The 2,032-nt window shown below is 69.3% G+C and carries 2 protein-coding genes; one reads left to right on the top strand and one right to left on the bottom strand.

Features of this window, described 5'->3' with window-relative positions; translation table 11 throughout:
- A partial coding sequence (locus DPV74_RS41040; protein ID WP_257943205.1) for a rhodanese-like domain-containing protein occupies positions 1 to 529 on the top strand: 529 nt, incomplete at its 5' end.
- A 61-nt stretch (positions 530 to 590) separates the two neighbouring features.
- On the opposite strand, the gene DPV74_RS41035 is transcribed toward DPV74_RS41040, so the two are convergent.
- The gene (locus tag DPV74_RS41035) at positions 591 to 1,736 is read right to left on the bottom strand and encodes a glycerophosphodiester phosphodiesterase (RefSeq protein ID WP_059696260.1); all 1,146 of its coding nucleotides are present in this window, start codon (positions 1,734 to 1,736) and stop codon (positions 591 to 593) included.
- Positions 1,737 to 2,032: the final 296 nt, after the last annotated feature.

Genomic DNA, 2,032 nt, shown 5'->3' with positions numbered 1-2,032 from the left:
TTTCGGCGAGCGCGGCCAGCCGCCGCGCGACGTGCCGGCGACGCCGGCCGTGGCGGAGGTATCGCCCGCGACGCTCGCGGGCTGGCTGAAGGAGGCGGCGCCCGGCGAGCTGGCGATCGTCGACGTGACGGCCAGCGCGAACTACGTGAAGCGCCATATCCCGGGCGCGTGGTTCGCCGTGCGTGCGCAGCTGCGCGACGCGCTCGCGGCGATTCCGGCCGCGAAGCGTTATGTGTTCACGTGCGGGTCGAGCCTGCTCGCGCGGTTTGCGGCGGACGACGCGCGTGCGCTGCTGCCGGCTTCGGCCGAGATCCGGGTGCTCACCGGCGGCACGGCCGCGTGGATCGACGCCGGGCTGCCGCTCGAAAGCGGCGAGACGCATCTCGCCTCGCCGCGCGTCGACCGCTACCGGCGCCCGTACGAAGGCACCGACAACGCGGCGGCCGCGATGCAGGCGTATCTCGATTGGGAATACGGGCTGGTCGACCAGTTGAAGCGGGACGGCACGCACCACTTCAACGTGATCTGACCGATGCGATGCAACCGGGCGCAACGCGCGCGTCGCGCGCCGCGCCCGGTCGACGCGCGTGTCAGCGCTTGAACGTATCGACGGCCGTGCGGCCGACGGCCGGATCGTCGGTGAAGAAGCCGTCGATGCCCGCGCGCAGGTACGCCTGGATCTCGCGCACCGAGCCTGCCGTGTTGCGCGTGGCCGGCGTGCCGCCGTCCTTCAGCGACGCGGGCAGGAAGTTGTTCTCCGGGCGGAACGTGTACGGATGCACGACGAGGCCGGCCTCGTGCGCGTAGCGCACGTACGGTGTCGGCTGCTGCAGCGTGCCGTCCGCGGCGACCGCGATGATCGACGTCTTGTACGGGCCGACGCCGTTCGCATAGGTCGCGACCTCGCGCATGCCGTCGCGCGTCGACAGGTCGCCGTAGGTGCGCTTGTCGTTCGCCTTCACGAAGTCGTACGGGCGCTGGCCGGCTTCGTCCATCAGCTGCACGAGCTTCCAGTTCGGCTGGCTCGACTTGATCCGGTTGCGGATCGCCTTCAGGTTCGCGACCTCGAACGACTGGATGTAGACGGTCGCGGTGCGGGCCGTGTACGCATCCTTCAGCAGGGCATCGACGAGGCGGTCCTCGAGCGGCAGGCCGATCGACTGGAAGTAGGTCGGGTGCTTGGTTTCCGGATACAGGTGGATCGTGCGGCCGGTCTGTGCGGACATCTGCTTCGCGAGCGCGACGATTTCGTCGAACGTCGGAATCTCGAACTGATCGTTGTACGCGGTGTTCGCGGGGCGGACCTGCGGAATGCGCTCGCGGGCGCGCAGCGTCTTCAGTTCGGCGAGCGTGAAATCCTCGGTGAACCAGCCGGTCAGCTGCGCGCCGTCGATCGTCTTGGTCGCCTTGCGGCTCGCGAACTGCGGCAGCGCGGACACGTTCGTCGTGCCCGAGATCTCGTTCTCGTGACGCGCGACGAGCACGCCGTCGCGCGTCGACACGAGATCGGGCTCGATCACGTCCGCGCCGTCCTCGATCGCCTTGCGGTACGACGCCAGCGTGTGTTCGGGGCGCAGCGCGCTCGCGCCGCGATGGCCGACCACCTGGATCTTCGCGGAAATCGGCTGGGTGGGATCGGACGCGACGTCGTCGTCGCCGCCGCACGCGGCGAGCAGGAATGCGGCGGCACAGGCGAACGGGACGTAGCGCAGGGAGGTCGGGCGCTTGAAGAGCATGTCGGTGAACCTTCGAAACGAGAGTCGGAAAGGGGCGGTCGCTCCGGCGGTGCGGCTGTCGCGCCGTGTCGCACGGAGTCGGATGGGACGCGATCGTCGCACCGAATAATTACATATGTATTACCCCGGCCTTTCCGTTTCCTGTTTTCGGGGCGCGATATGCGCGGCGGGGCGGTTGACGGCGGCCCGACGGGGGACGCATTCCGGCCGTCCCGGGCAGGCCGTGCGCCGGATGCACTAAACTTGCGGGAATTTTGCATCGCCGTGCCGGGCCGGACGCCCGCCTGGCGCGACGA

Source organism: Burkholderia sp. HAN2018 (genome assembly GCF_024704855.1).
GTDB lineage: Bacteria > Pseudomonadota > Gammaproteobacteria > Burkholderiales > Burkholderiaceae > Burkholderia > Burkholderia cepacia.
Note: the sequence above shows the minus strand (reverse complement) of the source record. Positions and strands in the feature narration are given on the sequence as shown.

Excerpts from the sequence above, each read along its gene's own strand:
- DPV74_RS41035 (WP_059696260.1), bottom strand. The coding sequence starts at position 1,736 with ATGCTCTTCAAGCGCCCGACCTCCCTGCGCTACGTCCCGTTCGCCTGT.